The 14,226-nt window shown below is 71.2% G+C and carries 12 protein-coding genes and 1 riboswitch; of the genes, 5 read left to right on the top strand and 7 right to left on the bottom strand.

The window, feature by feature from the left end; translation table 11 throughout:
- Positions 1-7: 7 nt before the first annotated feature.
- Together GA0070561_RS16375 and GA0070561_RS16370 are read right to left on the bottom strand one after the other, a co-directional pair.
- The gene (locus GA0070561_RS16375) at positions 8-664 is read right to left on the bottom strand and encodes a response regulator transcription factor (RefSeq protein ID WP_091401433.1); all 657 of its coding nucleotides are present in this window, start codon (positions 662-664) and stop codon (positions 8-10) included.
- A 97-nt stretch (positions 665-761) separates the two neighbouring features.
- Positions 762-1,073 carry a hypothetical protein gene (locus GA0070561_RS16370; RefSeq protein WP_091401431.1) on the bottom strand — a complete coding sequence of 104 codons (312 nt, stop codon included), beginning with the start codon at positions 1,071-1,073 and terminating at the stop codon, positions 762-764.
- Positions 1,074-1,186: 113 nt separating this feature from the next.
- On the opposite strand from GA0070561_RS16370, the gene GA0070561_RS16365 reads away from it, so the two are divergent.
- Entirely contained in the window at positions 1,187-1,525 is a 339-nt protein-coding gene (locus GA0070561_RS16365) for a DUF952 domain-containing protein (RefSeq protein WP_091402182.1), read from the top strand.
- A 101-nt stretch (positions 1,526-1,626) separates the two neighbouring features.
- On the opposite strand, the gene GA0070561_RS16360 is transcribed toward GA0070561_RS16365, so the two are convergent.
- The 3 genes from GA0070561_RS16360 to GA0070561_RS16350 all read right to left on the bottom strand — a co-directional run bounded on the left by GA0070561_RS16360 (position 1,627) and on the right by GA0070561_RS16350 (position 6,599).
- Entirely contained in the window at positions 1,627-3,384 is a 1,758-nt protein-coding gene (locus GA0070561_RS16360; RefSeq protein WP_091401429.1) for a CDP-glycerol glycerophosphotransferase family protein, read from the bottom strand.
- Between the two features lie 352 nt (positions 3,385-3,736).
- Positions 3,737-5,851, bottom strand: a complete 2,115-nt coding sequence (locus GA0070561_RS16355; protein WP_141710386.1) for a DUF6077 domain-containing protein — start codon at positions 5,849-5,851, stop codon at positions 3,737-3,739.
- 109 nt (positions 5,852-5,960) lie between these two features.
- The gene (locus GA0070561_RS16350; RefSeq protein ID WP_091401424.1) at positions 5,961-6,599 is read right to left on the bottom strand and encodes a TetR/AcrR family transcriptional regulator; all 639 of its coding nucleotides are present in this window, start codon (positions 6,597-6,599) and stop codon (positions 5,961-5,963) included.
- 180 nt (positions 6,600-6,779) lie between these two features.
- On the opposite strand from GA0070561_RS16350, the gene GA0070561_RS16345 reads away from it, so the two are divergent.
- The 4 genes from GA0070561_RS16345 (at position 6,780) to GA0070561_RS16330 (ending at position 11,851) form a co-directional block, all read left to right on the top strand.
- Positions 6,780-7,673, top strand: a complete 894-nt coding sequence (locus GA0070561_RS16345; protein ID WP_091401422.1) for an ABC transporter permease — start codon at positions 6,780-6,782, stop codon at positions 7,671-7,673.
- A gap of 34 nt (positions 7,674-7,707) precedes the next feature.
- Complete coding sequence (locus GA0070561_RS16340) at positions 7,708-8,484, top strand: ABC transporter ATP-binding protein (protein WP_091402180.1); 777 nt, start codon at positions 7,708-7,710, stop codon at positions 8,482-8,484.
- Between the two features lie 145 nt (positions 8,485-8,629).
- Complete coding sequence (locus tag GA0070561_RS16335) at positions 8,630-10,147, top strand: bifunctional cytidylyltransferase/SDR family oxidoreductase (protein WP_091401419.1); 1,518 nt, start codon at positions 8,630-8,632, stop codon at positions 10,145-10,147.
- A gap of 33 nt (positions 10,148-10,180) precedes the next feature.
- Positions 10,181-11,851, top strand: coding sequence for a CDP-glycerol glycerophosphotransferase family protein (locus tag GA0070561_RS16330; RefSeq protein WP_091401416.1), 1,671 nt, complete (start codon positions 10,181-10,183; stop codon positions 11,849-11,851).
- Positions 11,852-11,899: 48 nt separating this feature from the next.
- Here the strand turns inward: GA0070561_RS16330 and GA0070561_RS16325 are convergent, their stop codons facing one another.
- A complete protein-coding gene (locus tag GA0070561_RS16325) occupies positions 11,900-12,646 on the bottom strand; it encodes an alpha/beta fold hydrolase (protein WP_091401414.1) in 747 nt (248 codons plus the stop codon).
- Positions 12,647-12,769: 123 nt separating this feature from the next.
- Positions 12,770-13,618 carry a C39 family peptidase gene (locus GA0070561_RS16320; RefSeq protein WP_181541056.1) on the bottom strand — a complete coding sequence of 283 codons (849 nt, stop codon included), beginning with the start codon at positions 13,616-13,618 and terminating at the stop codon, positions 12,770-12,772.
- 233 nt (positions 13,619-13,851) lie between these two features.
- Positions 13,852-13,992, bottom strand: a riboswitch (cyclic di-AMP (ydaO/yuaA leader).
- Positions 13,993-14,226 lie beyond the last annotated feature (234 nt).

Genomic DNA, 14,226 nt, shown 5'->3' with positions numbered 1-14,226 from the left:
CAGCTCCTCACGCGTCGCGCAGCCGGTAGCCGACGCCGCGTACGGTCTCCACCAGGCGGGCGTCGCCGAGCTTGCCGCGCAGCGACCCGACGTGCACCTCGACGGTGTGCCGGTCGGCCCAGGTGGTGCCCCAGGCGTCGAGCAGGATCCGATCGCGGGGCACCGCCACCCCGGGCTGGCGGGCCAGCGAGAGCAGCACGTCGAACTCCTTGCGGGTCAACGTGACGGCACGGCCGTCTACGGTCACCGTCCGGGCGGCCACGTCGATGCGGACCGGCCCGGCCTCGATGAGGTGCCGCTCGGGCGCGGCGTTCGCGGCGCGGCGCAACACCGCCTCGATCCGGGCCTGCAACTCCACCATCGAGAACGGCTTGACCACGTAGTCGTCAGCGCCCAGGCGCAGACCCAGCACCCGGTCACGTTCCTCACCCCGGGCGGTCACCGCGATGATGCCGAGCTGACTGCTGCGCCGACGCAGTTCCCGGCACAGGTCCGTGCCGTCCCCGTCGGGCAGGGTCAGGTCGAGCAGCACCAGGTCACAGGGTGCGGCGGAGAGCGCGGCGGCGACGGTGGCGGCGTGCTCGACCTCGTACCCCCGGCGGGTGAGGGCGGAGGACAGCGCAGCGGCCACCCGGCGGTCGTCCTCCACCAGCAGGATCCGCACCCGTGCCCCCGTCCCTCGCAGCGCTGTTCTGCGAATGGTGGCAGAAGTGCGCGCGGACCGGGAGGCCGCCCACCCGCGCTGGGCGGGCTACCGGCCGTTACAGGCCGAAGGTGTCGTCGGCGACGGCGTCCCGGACGCCGTCGGTGAACCCGCGGAAGCCCGGGTCCTCGTGGCTGGCCGGCACGCTGGTGACGCTGACCCCGCTGGCCTGGGTGACCGCGTCGACCAGGGCCGGGTAGTCGATTTCGGCATCCTGGAAGGCGTCGTCGTCCGCCTCGGCCAGGTTGATCACGTGCTGCACGTCGTCGGACGACGTGTCCGGATCGTCGGCCCACTCGCCGCCGGCCTGGTAGCACTCGTCGTACAGCGCGCGCTGGCTGTCGGTCCAGTCGTCGTCGTAGCTCTGCATCGCCCATCCCTCCGCGGCCCTTGACCTGAGCATGCCCGGCGGGAGGCGACGGGCGCGGCGGTACCGGCGAAAACCGGGCGGGCGCGCCGGCCACGGCCCCGTACGCTGCGGTGGTGATCTACAAACTGCTGTCGAGCGCCGAATGGGACGACGCCCTCGCCGCCGGTGCCTTCACCGGCTCCGCGGTGGACCGGCAGGACGGTTTCATCCATCTCTCCGGCGCCGACCAGGTGGTCGAGACGGCGCGGCGGTACTTCACCGGGGCGACCGGGTTGACAGTGCTCAGCGTCGAGGAGGACCGACTGGGCGACGCGCTGCGGTGGGAGCCGTCGCGCGGCGGGCAGCTCTTCCCGCACGTGTACGGCCCGCTGCCGGTCGCGGCGGTGGTGGCGGCGCGGGCGTTGCCGGCGGACCTTCCGGCCGCCGACGCGGTGGCCGCCCTGCTGGGCTGACCCGGCGACCGCCCTGCTGGGTTGTGGCCGCCCTGCTGGGCTGACACGGACGCGCCCGACCCGACAGTGTCGGGCCGGGCGCGATGCCGTGGTGACGGGGCTCAGTGGCAGAGCCGGTCGATCTCCTGCTGGAACCGGTCCATCGGGTTCGCCTCGGCGGGGCCGAGCAGGTAGGTCTTCAGCTCCCGGCGGGCCTCGGTCATCGGGTCGTCACCGGCTCGGGTGACCGACACGATCTTCTCCAGTTCGCCGCAGTCCTTGGAGAGCAGGTACGCGGCCCGCGCCGTCGGGTACTCGCGGCGGAAGTCGTCCTCGGACAGGCCGGCCGGGTTGGCCACCACGTACGGCCGCTGGCTCTGCACGAAGTCGGACACCACACTGGAGACGTCGCTGATCAGCAGGTCGGTCTGGTTGAAGCAGTCGAACAACGCCGGCGTGCGGCCGGTGACCACCAGGTGCGCGGTGCCGTCCAGCGAGGACGCGTCCGGGTTGCCGCCGGCCGCGCGGATCGCCGTGACGACCCGGTCGTGCACGACCTTCGCCGCCCTGGACCGCGAGCCGGTGAGCGGGTGCGGCTTGTAGATCAGGCGGACCCGGGGATTCGTGGCGAGCAGCCCCTTGACGATCCGCTCACCCATCAGCACCAGCGAGGTGTGGTACGGGTCGTCGTCGAGCCAACCCTCCCAGGTTGGCGCGTAGAGCACCGTGAACGGCCGGTCCACCGACTCGGCGCCGAAGGTGTGCACGCCGGCGAGCTGCGGCCGGCCGATCTCGACGATGTCCGAGTCGAGCACCCCCACGCCGGCCCGCGCGTAGCGCTCCCGGCCGGCCAGGCCGGCGACCCAGACCTCGTCGTACACCTTGCTGTAGGGGTTGACGCTGGCCTGCTTGTCGCTGTCGCCGTGCCCGACGAAGACGTGCTTCGTGCCCGGCTCGCGGAGCATGTGGATGTTCGCGCCGACGTTCGCGGAGTAGAGCGCCGCGCGGATGCCGCCGAGGTCGAGGTTCATGAAGTCCACCCCGGCCGGCACGCAGATCACCGGCAGCCGGGTGTCGGCCAGTTCCAGGAACGCCTCGCGGCTGCGCATCAGCACCACCGCGCGCTGCTGGAGCGCCTCGGTCGGGGCGAGCCACATGTTCGCCTGGTAGACGTCCTTCGCCGGGCCGGCGAAGTAGAGCGCCACCTCCGGCCGGTAGTTGTCCAGCCAACGCTGGACCGCCGGTAGCAGCGGACCCTGCCCCGCGCCCCGACCCCGCAGCCAGGTCAGCGCGATGATGGCGCCCACCAGACCGGTCGCCACGACCGCCACCGCGCCGGCCACGAAGAACGGCGTCGGATCGTGCTGCACCGCGGCGGCCACGCCGGCCGGCACCAGCAGCAGGTTGAGCAGGGGCATCCGGTCACCCGCTACCGCCGCGGCCCAGACGGGCGGCTGGGGGGCGCTGGACAGTGGACCCAGCTCGATGTTGCGCACCATGGCGGAGAGCGGGTTACGACGCTCGATCATGGTGGAGAGCGCACCGGCGAAGACCGACACGACCCACACCGCCGCCGGCAGAACGAGCAGCAGGGTCAGCTCGCCGCCGTTGAGCCGCACCTCGGCGACGACCAGCAGCACGGCGGCCAGGTCGCGGGTCAGCTGTCGGTACGACCAGTGCAGGCCCACCTTCTCCAACAGCAACTGCGACGGAGGTGACCAGCGGGCGACGGCGAACTCGCCGATGATGGCGGCCAGCCCGGCGACGGCGAACAGGCCGACCCAACCGAATACGCCACCGACGAGCATGACCAGGTAGGCCAGTACCAGTAGCGCACTCTGGGCGGCCACCCCGAGGCGTCCTGTCAACGTGCCGAACAACGAATTTCGCTCCCTACTAGATCGGTTACGGGCAGGGCCTGAATTCGTCACGGCATTACCCGACGAGGGCAGACTGAGGCGTCGCCCCGTTCGCCGCCCATCACCTTGAGTGACTGCTGCGGAACTGGACAGCTGTCGACAGCTGGCAGCCTCAACCCATGTCTGAACTCCCGCATCACAGCCCGCACGGCGACGACCGAATCCCCTACGTGCCGCTCGCGCACCTATGACCTTAACGCGAGGGGACATCGGGATGCCGCTCAGGTATCAATGCCCTTTCCGGTGGGAAACTCGGTAGCCATCCGTCCAGCGCGCTCCGTCACGCGTCGTGGACGAGGGTGGATTCCAGGCCTCATCCGCGACGGAAACAGGTCATCGCTCCCGGCCGCCCGCGGGTGGCGAACTGCTGGAAACCCAACTGCGGAGCCAGGTCCCGGGCCACCTGGTTGCCCGAATAGACACAGATGGTGGTGACATCGAGCCGCTCGATCGCCCCGGCCAGCTCAGATACCGGCGCGAGCTCGGGCTTGCCGTTGGCGAGCGCAACCAACTTCAGCCGGTCCTGGGCGAACGGCGAGTCGATGCCATAGTCAGGCAGGTAGCGGTCGTTGGGGCTGACCACCCGCATCCTGCTGGTCACCATCGGGGCGGTGTGCATGAGGGTGGACGGAGCCAGCACCACGCCGTCGGGCCGGTCGAGCCGGGTCATCCAGAAGACGATCGACTTACGCTGCTGGGGCAGCTTCCAGACCGGCTGTTCGTGCACCGTCACATAGCTCTTCGACGACCACATGGGCGTGCCGAAGAGGGCGAAGCAAGCGACCAGTGCCGCCGCGATGGCGACGCTCCCGAACACCCGCAGGCGCGGCAGGTCGACGGTGCAGAGGATGCCGATCACCGCCGGGAGGGCGAACATCCACGGCATCCGCCAGAGCACGACGCCGATACCGGTCAGGCTGTTGAGCGCATCGAGGACGCCGGGGAAGAGCAGCACACTCATCGCCAGCGTGCTGCCCGCGACGAGCAGTTGGGGCGTCCGCCGACGAGCGATCAGGGGACCGAGCCACAGGGCCAGGCCACCGATCACGCCGAGCACACCGAACAGGACGGTCCGCCGGTAGGTGGCCTCGGCGTCGTAGAAGGCCGCGGCGGCGTTCTCGGTGATGGGGCCGGCGTTGAGCCGCGACCAGATCGTCGCGCCGATCGGATAGACCAGCGCGGCAGCCCCGGCCAGGATCGCGTCCCGCCACCGGCCGACCAGCATCATCGCGAAGACCGCGCCGCCGACCAGCAGCGGCAGGACGATGGCGGAGGTGGTGGAGAGGCCGGTGGCCACGATGGAGAGCGCTGCGATGAGTATCAGCCCGCGACGGGACCGCGAGTCGAACCACTCGGTCAGGTACACCCACATCAGCGGCACGACCGCCGCCACGAACATGGTCTTGCCCTGGTGCAGTCTGGTCAGGTGGAAGGTGCCGAGGGCGGCGTCATCACCGGCGACCAGGTAGAGGTAGGTCACAGCGACGGTGAAGGCGAGCGCGGCACGGCGCGGCGCCCAGCGCTGCACCAGCCGCCACAGGGCCAGCACCGCGACGACGGACATGACCGGCGTCACGATGTACCACGTGGCGGAGGCGGCGTGCAGGCCGAAGACGTGGGCAAAGGCGCCGTAGAAGACCTCGATCGAGGGCACTGGCGGCTGAGAGTTCATCGCAGGCGCGACACCGTCGGTGAACAGGAAGTCCCGCAGTGGCACCTCGTCGCGTTCCGCCACCCAGACCGACTTACCGAGGAAGAAGGCGTCGTCGACGGAGTTGCGGGCGAAGAAGAGTCCCGAGATCGCGGCCAGGACGGCAACGATCAGGGCGTACGCCGACGAGAGCGGGGTGGCGGCGGCGGCTGGGGCGGAGCCGGCCGGGGTGGCGAGCCAGCGACGCCGGACGAGGAACATGGCCCCCGCCGCGGCGAGAGCGCCGAAGCCACCCGGGATCCACCACGGGATTCCTTCCCCGACGCCGTCCTCGACGGTGGTCAGCCCCGCCGTGACTGCGGCGATCGTGCCCGCACCGAGCACCAGGGCGAGCAGAGGGCGCGGATACGCCGGGGCGGCGCCCTCGACGGCCTCCTGATGAACACGACCAGCGGCGGAGGACGCACGACCCCGGCGGCGCCACAGCCAAACCCCGAGGCCTACCAGGCAGCCACCGATCCAGATCAGGAACGTCGCCGACGGCGCCAGGCCGAACACGAAGGCCAGGTGGTAGAGAACCGTCCAGAGCGCGAACGCCACCACGGCGCCATCGGTGATCAGCACCGGGGCGGCCGCGACCAACGCGCGGACCCGGGCCGCCGGGGCCCGGCCGGTGTCGTCGGAGGGCTGGGGAGCCTGGTCGGACCTCGGTGCTGGGTCCGAACCGGTGGGCGCGACGGCGATGCTGTCGACGTTGGCCACGGGTGTCCTTCTCATCTGGGGAGCAGGCGGGCTTCGGCACGGTGACGGCCGGGTGTCAATGGGGCAGCGTAGCGGAGACCGGTAGCTGAACCATTTTCCGTGTGGTGGGGTGTCGCGGGCGTGGTCAGCCGGAGACCGGGGCTGCCCGGGGACGGGGCAGCACGCTGTCGGCACCGAGCCCGGCCGCCACGGATTCGACCAGATTGTCGAGGTAGCCGTCGGTGAGTGGGAGACGGGCGATGGCGAGCCGCCAGTAGAGCGGCCCCACGATGAGGTCGACGGCGGCGTCCAGCTCCGTGTCGGCGGGCAGTTCGCCACGCTGCACGGCCCGGGTGACCAGGTGACCGCCGATCTCCTGCTGCCGGGCGTGCAGCACCTGACGCAGGGTCGCGTCGATGCTGGGGTTGCGGGCGGCCTCGGCCAGCAGGTCCGGGATGATCTGCGACGCCAGTGGGTGCCGCAGCGCGTGCGCCACCGCCTGGAAGAGCAGCGCGAGGTCACCGCGCAGCGTGCCGGTGTCCAGTGCGGGGAGCTTGCCGTGTGCCGCAGCGGCGACGACCTCCAGCACCAGCTCAAGCTTCGAGCTCCACCGTCGGTAGATCGCCGTCTTGCTGACGCCGGCCCGCCGGGCCACCGCCTCGATGGAGAGCCGGCCGTAGCCGACCGCGGCGAGCTCCTGCATCAGCGCCCGGCGGATCGCCGTGGTGATCTCGTCGCGCAGCACCGCCGCGCCGGCCGGCGCCCGCCTCTTTTCGGTGGTCATCGAGGGCTCTTATCGCAGGTCACGCCGGATAGCGTAGCGCAACGACGGTACGGTTGCGTCCCGACGTGTTTCGGACTACTGTCCTCGCAGCGACGAGGCGGCGCCCCGCGCAAATTTCCCACTAGGATTCGATCGTCGCGAGCAACCCCCGTCTGCACGAAAGATCGGAGCGCCATTTCCATGGCCACCACCGCGCTGGTCGACCCCGACACGGGCCTGACCCAGGCGCAGCTGGCCGCTCGGCACGGGCTACGGGTCGCCGGTGAGCGACCCAGCCTCGTCGAGTACAGCCGCCGACTCTGGGCCTACCGGCACTTCATCGCCGCGTACGCCAACGCCAAGCTCGTCGCCTCGTACAGCAACGCCAAGCTGGGTCAGCTCTGGCAGGTGCTCACCCCGCTCACCAACGCGGCGGTCTACTACCTGATCTTCGGGGTGGTGCTCGCACAGAACAGCATCCCGAACTTCATCGCCTACCTGACCACCGGGTTGTTCATCTTCAACTTCACCCAGAGCGCGGTCCTGGCCGGCACCCAGTCGATCAGCAGCAACCTGGGGCTGATCCGGGCGCTGCACTTCCCCCGGGCCAGCCTGCCGCTGTCCACCACGATCACCCAGTTCCAGCAACTGCTGGCCTCGATGGTGGTGCTGGTCGGCATCGTGCTGGTCACCGGCGAGCCGCTCACCTGGGAGTGGTTGCTGCTGGTGCCGGCGCTGCTGCTGCAGGCGGTGTTCAACGCCGGCGTGGTGCTGCTGGTGGCCCGACTGGGCGCCAAGTCGAGCGACCTGAAGCAGGTCATGCCGTTCATCATGCGGACCTGGATGTACGGCTCCGGCGTCCTCTACAGCGTCAGCCTCTTCGACCGACTGCCCGGCTGGGCGACGACACTGGTGCAGTACAACCCGCTGCTGGTCTACATCGAGCTGGCGCGGTACGCGCTGCTCGAGGAGGCGCCGCTGCTCAACGAGTCGCTGACCCAGCTCTGGCTGGTCGGCGCCGGTTGGGCGCTGGTCGCCGGCATCGGCGGTTTCATCTACTTCTGGCGCGGCGAACAGGAGTACGGCCGTGGTTGAGCACTTCGACGCCCCCACCGAGGCGAGCGCGACGATGACCCGAACCCAGGAGCGCATCCCGACCGTGGTCGTGGACGACGCGCACATCATCTACCGGGTGCACCAGGGCGCGGCCGGCGGCACCACACCGGTGGCCGCCCTGCGCCGGCTGGTCAAGCGCACCCATGCGCCGAACGTCCGGGAGGTGCACGCGGTCAAGGGCATCTCGTTCACCGCGTACCGGGGCGAGGCGATCGGGCTGATCGGCAGCAACGGCTCCGGCAAGTCCACCATCCTGCGGGCCATCGCCGGTCTGCTGCCGGTGAACCGGGGCGCCATCCACACCCAGGGGCAACCGTCGCTGCTGGGCGTCAACGCCGCCCTGCTCAACGACCTCTCCGGGGAACGCAACGTCGTCCTCGGGTGCCTGGCCATGGGCATGCACCCCGATGACGTGGCCAGGCAGGCCGCGGGGATCATCGACTTCTCCGGGATCAACGAGCGGGGTGACTTCGCCAGCCTGCCGATGCGGACGTACTCGTCGGGCATGGCGGCCCGGCTGCGGTTCTCCATCGCCGCCGCCAAGAAGCACGACGTGCTGCTCATCGACGAGGCGCTCGCCACCGGCGACAAGGGCTTCCGCAAGCGCAGCGAGCAGCGGGTGCGGGAGCTGCGGGAGGGCGCGGGGACGGTGTTCCTGGTCAGCCACCAGCTCTCCTCCGTACGGGACACCTGCGAACGGACGATCTGGCTGGAATCGGGCGTCATCCGGATGGATGGGCCCACCGACGAGGTCATCCGGGCGTACGAGGCGTACGCGAACAGCAAGTAGAGTTCCGGCGAACGTCCGGCATCGACATGCACCTGAGGACCGCGTCGCCCGCGTTGGGGCGACGCGGTCCGCGCGTTAAGGTTCATTCCGTCGCCGCTCGGGCGGAAACTTCCGTTAACGCATCCCTGAGAGTGAGGATCCGGCAATGACGCAGGACCAGACCCCTGGCCCGGACGCCGAAGCGGAGACCCCGACGCCGTGGCGGCCCGCACGGACAGTGGCGGTGGTTCTGGCCGGCGGCACCGGGACCCGCCTGGGCCTCGGCATCCCGAAGCAGCTGCTGAAGATCGCCGGTAAGCCGATCATCGAGCACACCCTGGCGGTCTTCGAGGCGGCACCGGAGATCGACGAGATCATCGTGCTGATGGCCACCGGCCACGTCGAGGACGCCCGGCAGATCGTCGAGAAGGCCGGCCTGCGCAAGGTCACCAAGGTGATCGAGGGCGGCGACACCCGCAACGCCACCACCCGGATCGCGCTGGACGCGGTCGGCCCGGAAGACTGCAACATCCTCTTCCACGACGCGGTACGCCCGCTGCTCAGCGGCCGGATCGTGCGCGAGTGCGTCAACGCGCTCTGGAGCTACGACGCCGTGGACGTGGCCATCCCCTCCGCGGACACGATCATCCAGGTCGACGACAACGACTGCATCACCGACATCCCGGTGCGCTCCCGGCTGCGCCGTGGTCAGACCCCGCAGGCGTTCCGCTCCCCCACGATCCGGGCGGCGTACCAGATCGCCGAGGACGACCCGGACTTCGCCGCCACCGACGACTGTGGCGTGGTGCTGCGCTACCTTCCCGGCACCCCGATCAAGGTGATCGACGGTTCGGACGAGAACATCAAGGTCACCCACCCGGTCGACGTGCACCTGGCGGACAAGCTCTTCCAGCTCGCCGCCGCGCAGGCGCCCCGACTGACCGACCACCGCAGCTACAGCGAGGAGCTGACCGGCCGGACCATCGTGGTGTTCGGCGGCAGCTACGGCATCGGCCACGAGTTGACCGAGCTGGCCCGGCGCTACGGCGCCCAGGTCTTCCCGTTCAGCCGTTCCAGCACGGGCACCCACGTGGAGCGGGCCGAGGACGTCAAGGCCGCGCTGACGACCGCCTTCGAGGCCACCGGCCGGATCGACCACGTGGTGGTCACCGCCGGCATCCTGGAGAAGGGCGCCCTCGCCGAGATGGACGAGGAGACCATGGACCGGCTGCTCCAGGTCAACTTCGTCGGCCCGGTGACCATCGCCCGCCAGGCCCTCCCGTACCTCCAGCAGACCAAGGGCCAGTTGCTGCTCTACACCTCCAGCTCCTACACCCGGGGCCGGGCCCGCTACGCGCTCTACTCGGCCACCAAGGCCGCGCTGGTCAATCTCACCCAGGCGCTCGCCGACGAGTGGGCCGACGTCGGTGTCCGCGTCAACTGCATCAACCCGGAGCGCACCGCCACCCCGATGCGGACGCGGGCCTTCGGCGAGGAGCCGGAGCACACCCTGCTCGCCGCGGAGGCCGTCGCCCAGTCCTCGCTGGACGTGCTGATCTCCGACCTGACCGGCCAGGTGATCGACGTACGCCGGGCACCCGGCGACGGGCCGACGCCGAGCGTGCCGGTGCAGTCCGGGTCGGGTCGGGTCGAGACGCCGGCCGGCGCGACGTCCGCGAACTGACGCCGACGGCTGCGGAACCACGAACGGAGCGACATGCGCGGCGACCTGGTCCGAAAGCTGGCCGCCCGGTGCCTGACCACCGGGTTGGCCGTGCTGGCCTTTGTCGTGCTGGCGCTGACCGGCGCCACCGGCTGGGGGCTGGCGTTGGCCGTCGCCGCGCTGGCCGCCTCGGCCGCCGAGCAGCGGATCCGGCCCGGCGCCGACCTGGTGGCGGAGACCGTGTTGATCGCCGCGGCGATCCTGGTCGGTTACTCCCGGCGGCTGGACGACGGGCTCAACCTCGCGTTGGTCGCCACCGGGCTGGTCCTGCTGGGGCTGGTGCTGCTGGTGGGGCCGCTGCGCACCGCCGGCGGTCTGGAGATCCGGGCGGCCAACCTGCCGGTACGCGCCTGGACCCCGCTGATCGCCGACCGGCTCGGCACGGCCCTGCTCGGGCTGCTCGTCGTCCTGGCGCTCACCGCCGCGCTCGCCCTGCCGGCCGGTGTGGCGCTGGCCGCCAGCCTGCTGGTCGGCGCGGGCGCCGGTGCGGTCGCGCTGGACCTGGCCCGGCGGCGTTTCCGGCCGCGGGCCGGTGGCGGGGCGGTGGCCGCCGCGCTGCGCCGGCACCAGCCGGAGTTCCTGCTCTACTTCTCCGCGCCTCCCGGCTCGGAATACCAGGTCACCATGTGGCTGCCGTACCTGGAACGGATCGGCCGGCCGTTCCTGGTCGTGTTGCGTGAGCCGGAGTTCCTGACCTCGATCGCGGCGGCCACCGACGCGCCGGTGGTCTACTGCCCCACCCTGGGGGCGATGGACGAGGCGTTGGTGCCGAGCCTGCGGGCGGCGTTCTACGTCAACCACGGTGCGAAGAACAGCCACTGTGTCCGCTTCACCCAGCTCACCCACATCCAGCTGCACCACGGCGACAGCGACAAGGCGCCGAGCGCCAACCCGGTGTCGGGGATCTTCGACCGGATCTTCGTGGCCGGGCAGGCAGCGATCGACCGGTACGCCCGCGCCGGAGTGCAGATCCCGGCGGACAAGTTCGTGGTGGTGGGTCGCCCACAGGTCGAGTCGATCGAGGTTCGCCCGGAGCCCGCGCGAGGGTTGGCGCACCCGACGGTGCTCTACACGCCGACCTGGACCGGGCACCACGCCGACGCCGACTACTGCTCGCTGCCGGTGGCCGAAAGCCTGCTGCGCCGACTGTTGGAGCGCGGCGCGACGGTGATCCTGCGGGCCCACCCGTACACCACGCAGAACCCGGCATCGGCCCGCCAACTGGGCCGCCTGACCGAGCTGCTCGTCGCCGACCGTGCCCGCACCGGCCGCCGGCACGTGGTCGGGGCGGCGGCTCGGGAGCTGAGCCTGACCGAGTGCGTCAACTCCGCCGACGCGCTGGTCTCCGATGTGTCCGGCGTGATCTCGGACTTCCTCTACTCCGGCAAGCCGTACGCGGTCACCGACATGGGCGACCAGGGCGACCGGTTCGTGGAGCGGTTCCCGCTGGCCGGGTCGGGTTACGTGCTGCGCCGGGACATGTCCAACGTGGACGAGGTGCTGACCGCCCTGCTGGACACCGACCCGCTGGCCGAGGCCCGCTGGGCCACCCGCCGCCGCTACCTGGGTGACTTCCCGGCCGAGGCGTACGCCGAGGCGTTCCTGTCCGCCGCCCGCCGGGAGCTGGCACCGGCTGAGACCCTGACCGCGTCCACACCGGCGTAGGGCCTGTTTCATAAGGGCGGTCGAGCCGAGGCCGGCCGCCCTGACCGCTCAGCGGTACGGGTCGAGCAGCGCCAGCACCGCCGCCGGGTCCTCCACGTGCGCGTTGTGCCCGAGACCGGGCAGCGTGGTGACCGGTACGCCGTACTCCTTGAGCTGTTCGTCGGTGACCATCGGATCGTTCTCCCCGCGCGCCAGCACCACCGGCACGTCGGTCGCCGCCAGAAGCGCGGCCAGGTCGGGCTCGCCGACGGCGAAGGCGGTCGGGTCCATGGCGAGGCGCCACCGGCCGTCGGCCTGGCGCAGCCCGGCGTCCACCACCGGGTGGTCGGGCGAGACCAGGCCGGCCAGACCGGAGACCCGCAGGTAGCGGCGAGCCGCCTCGGTGCGGCTGGCGAACCAGCTCACCGGGCGGGCGGCGACCTCGGCGGCGCGGGTCAGCTCAGCGGGTGACCAGAGTGCCTTGATGCCCAGCCCGACCACCGCGTCCACCGGCGTTCCGGCGTCGCGGGCGGCCAGCGCCAGGCCGACCACCCCACCCAGCGAGTGTCCGAGCACGACCAGCCGGTCGTCGGGGGCGAGGGCCTGCGCGATCTGCTGGGCGAAGCCCGCGAAGGAGTACGCCGGCAGCGGCGACGCCCAGCCGTGGCCGGCGAGGTCCGGTGCCAGCCACCGCCCGGGCCAGTGCTGCTCGAGGTACGGGGCCCAGGGCAACCACACGTCCCCGGTCGCTCCCATGCCGTGCAGCAGCAGCAGGACCGGCCTGCGGCCGGCGTGACCACCCGTCTTCTCCACCACGGCCGCAGTCTCCCACGGTTCACGGCCGGGTACGAGAGCCGTCGATGACGGACCGCGCGGACAGACGCCGCGGGCGCCGGCCCCTTGTGGGGGACGGCGCCCGCAGCGGTCAGCGTGCCCGGGTCAGGCGGAGTAGCCTCGGCTGGTGATCCAGTTGGCCAGGTCGATCGTGGTGATCCAGTACGACGGGTCGGCCGGGTTCGCCGAGTCGGCGATCCGCACGGTGCGACCGTTGTCCTTGTAGCCCACGACGGCGATGTAGTGCCCGCCGCCGTAGGAGTGCCAGCCGCCGTCGGTGTCGGTGGCGTCCCCGACGACGTTGGCCACCACGCCCCGGCCGTCGGTGATGGCCTTCACCACGTCGGCCTGGAGGCGGTCCATCTGTGCCGGGCTGGGAGCGCCGGGGAACATCCGGGTCCGGTACGGGGAGCCCTTCACCTCGGCGTTGAGCACCCGGGTGGTGTCCTCGGCCGAGTTGGTGCCCATCTCGGTGGTGCCCAGCTCGGCGCCGAGCTCCTCCTGGGTGCGGTCGATGCCGGCGGCGCTGAGCGCGTTCCGGGTGGCCGCCGGGCCGCAGTTGTAGTAGGTGTTCTGCGCCTCGTAGTCGTAGTCGAGCACCTTGGTCGCGGGCGGCTTCGGCCGCTCCGGCTTCCGGGTCAGGTCGGGGTTGCTGCTGGCCTTGGCGGCGGGCGACGCGGCGCTGGTGGCCGGGGCGGCCGTGGTCGGCGCGGCGCTGGCCGAGGGGGACGTGTCCCGAGCCTCGCCGCGGGAGGCGGCGACGTCGCTGCGCATCTCGGCGACCGTTGTCGCGGTGCGCTGGCCGGCCGGGGCGTCGTCGGCAGTGGTGAGCAGGGCGCCGGTGGTGGTGGCGATCGCGAGGGCCGCGGCGGAGGCGGCGACGATCTGGTACGGACGCTCGGTGGCGAGGCGGCGGAGCTGACGCTGCAGGGTGTGCTTCACGGGGTCCTCCACGGATCGGGGGGAGAGCGGCACACCGGGGCCGGACCGGCATCCGGGCAGGCGCCAGCGCGCGGACCGTGGTCCGCGGATGGTGAACCGCTCAGGGGAACGCCCGGCGCGGCCGGGCGGGGAAGGCGATGACCCGGGGGGTCAGCTCACCGTGACTGGACGAATGAGCGGGTGCACCGCCGCGCCGTGGAGGCGAGGGAACAACCGAGGGGTGGAAAGGTGCTGCACGAGGATGGGACTCCTTCCGACACCGCCTACCGGGTTAGCTGACGGATTCGGGCGGGAAGACGCCCTACCGCGGGCCGTGGCTCGCGGATTCACCCCGGACTTACTGGTGGGTCCCCGGTTCGTTGATCACGATTAAGCGGGTCGATGCGGCGTCGCGTCTTGCGATCGGTTACCGCACCGGACGGGACGACACTACTGGCGTCTCAACCCCCTGCCAAGCCAGGTTCACCTGCGTAAACCCCAATTGGCGCGACAATTTCTGCGCGTATTGGCGATGATGTGACTCGATGGGACAACCGGTTACGGCGACGCCTGTGGGCGACAACCGGACAGGCCGCAAAAAACGCGGCCACAATCGCGGGAACAATCACGCCGATCGTGCC

The organism is Micromonospora saelicesensis, from assembly GCF_900091575.1.
Lineage (GTDB): Bacteria > Actinomycetota > Actinomycetes > Mycobacteriales > Micromonosporaceae > Micromonospora > Micromonospora saelicesensis.
The sequence above is the reverse complement of the archived record's forward strand: the minus strand, read 5'-3'. Positions and strand labels throughout refer to the sequence as shown.

Excerpts from the sequence above, each read along its gene's own strand:
- GA0070561_RS16335 (WP_091401419.1), top strand. The coding sequence starts at position 8,630 with ATGACGCAGGACCAGACCCCTGGCCCGGACGCCGAAGCGGAGACCCCG.
- GA0070561_RS16330 (WP_091401416.1), top strand. The coding sequence starts at position 10,181 with ATGCGCGGCGACCTGGTCCGAAAGCTGGCCGCCCGGTGCCTGACCACC.
- GA0070561_RS16370 (WP_091401431.1), bottom strand. The coding sequence starts at position 1,073 with ATGCAGAGCTACGACGACGACTGGACCGACAGCCAGCGCGCGCTGTAC.
- GA0070561_RS16340 (WP_091402180.1), top strand. The coding sequence starts at position 7,708 with ATGACCCGAACCCAGGAGCGCATCCCGACCGTGGTCGTGGACGACGCG.
- GA0070561_RS16355 (WP_141710386.1), bottom strand. The coding sequence starts at position 5,851 with ATGAGAAGGACACCCGTGGCCAACGTCGACAGCATCGCCGTCGCGCCC.
- GA0070561_RS16350 (WP_091401424.1), bottom strand. The coding sequence starts at position 6,599 with ATGACCACCGAAAAGAGGCGGGCGCCGGCCGGCGCGGCGGTGCTGCGC.
- GA0070561_RS16345 (WP_091401422.1), top strand. The coding sequence starts at position 6,780 with ATGGCCACCACCGCGCTGGTCGACCCCGACACGGGCCTGACCCAGGCG.